General features: G+C 41.5%; 1 protein-coding gene. It reads right to left on the reverse strand.

Annotation, left to right across the window (positions count from 1 at the left end; all coding sequences use genetic code 11):
* Positions 1 to 398: 398 nt before the first annotated feature.
* Positions 399 to 1,679, reverse strand: coding sequence for an IS110 family RNA-guided transposase (locus tag M9R32_RS15950; protein ID WP_269927722.1), 1,281 nt, complete (start codon positions 1,677 to 1,679; stop codon positions 399 to 401).
* Between the last annotated feature and the right edge of the window lie 122 nt (positions 1,680 to 1,801).

Consider the following 1,801-nt stretch of genomic DNA (forward strand, 5'->3'; position numbering starts at 1 on the left):
GCGGACGCTTTCCGCGGGCGGTCCGTGAGCCTCCCTCTATGAATGTTGCTATATCAACGCTTAAACTATCTTTGGAGTGATGAAAAATATTTTCATCACTCTTTTCTTTGAACTCTTTTCTAATAATGAAAGGATATGGAAAGGTATGCTTACGCTTCGCTAAAGCTAATTGGTATTAATTAACTTTTCATCCGTATGTGATGCACATTGGATCTCTGCGAAACTTATGATGACGTACCCTCCCATGTCTCTTAGCGTCTAGCGCATACATTCCTTCGTTCGGTCTGTTCATAAGGCAGAGGCTGGCGTTGCTCCTCGGGGGACTCGCGGTCTCATGGCTCGTTCAGTGCCGGCTTCTCCGTGTCATCCTTTTGTCCATAATTAAACGTAGATGTAAACTAGGCTGCCTCTCCGAGACAGTGAAGATCTTTCATCATGTGTTGCGAATTAAAATGAATCTGCTTATTACATAATGCGTGTAAAATCTTAAGCAATTTTCCACATAGGACGACCATCGCCTCTTTCTTTTTAAGAGGGTTTAATGGCCGACTGGTGTAGTAATCAAATAATGCTTTAAATGCTGGATTGTGTTGAATCAATGGCAACGTCACACGAAATAATAGTGATCTTAACTTTTTTCTGCCTCGCTTGGATATTTTCTTCTCTCCTTTTTGTTGACCTGAAGAATTTTCACGCAAAGTTAATCCCGCTAGTTTGATGAGTTGGCGTGGATGGTCATAATGCGTGAGTGATCCAACCTCTGAAAGTAGTTCTAACGCTGTACTGGGTCCGACTCCAGGAACAGACATAATAAACTCATAGTCCGTCATCTGGCTGGCCAGTTCAATCAATTCGTTCGTAAGGTTCTCTAACTGTCTTGTAAGCAGATTATATTGAGTGAGTAATGTGGCAATCTCGAATCGTGCCATCCTTACTCCTTCAGTTAAACCTACTGACTGATCAGCCAAAGCTACCAGTTGGCGAATCTTTGGCAGAGAAGGGAATTTAACTCCTTCCACTTGTCGGTAGAGAAAAACTAATTCCTCAGGAATTTTTCCTTGAATATCCATAGGAAAAGGTGTTTTTTCAAGTACAGCACAGGCAGTCTTACCAATACGCTTAAATACGTGACCGAACTCAGGGAAGAAGCGATCAGTCCAACGTATTAGCCGGTTTTGGAGGGCAGAAAGATCTTCCTGCACTTTAGACCTTAAACTCGCTCCGTTTCGTAATTCCGCCTCAACTCCCTCTATGATGCGCGGAAAACTAAAACGCCCATCTCGCACGAGTTGTGCAATTACCTTTGCGTCTTTTTGGTCATTTTTCGTCTGAAGATTGTCATCCAGCTCTTTTGTTCGGTTGACATGCATAGGATTGACCATAATAAAACGAATTCCATGATCGGTAAGATATGAAGCTAAGTTCATCCAATAGTGACCTGTAGGTTCAAACCCAACGAGCACTTCCGTTTTTTCATGTTTCTTTTGTAGATCCAAGATGGTGTTATAAAACTTTTCAAATCCATCCATTGTTTGAGTAAAAGGAAATGCTTTCTGAAGAATACGACCTCGTTCATCAATGGCACAGGCATAGTGTTTGTGCTTTGCGATGTCTACTCCGATGACAAGTGTCTTTTCAGTTACTTGATTAATTTTTTCATTCGTATTACGATTATTCATATAGTCCTCCTGTATGTGAGTGAGTCAATTTAGACGTTGATACTCATGCATCATACAAGAGGTCTTTTTTTATTTCAAGAACCTGTTTGGTTTCATAACAGGAATGCTCCTCGTCGCAAGCG

Source organism: Paenisporosarcina quisquiliarum (assembly GCF_027563315.1).
Lineage (GTDB): Bacteria > Bacillota > Bacilli > Bacillales_A > Planococcaceae > Paenisporosarcina > Paenisporosarcina quisquiliarum.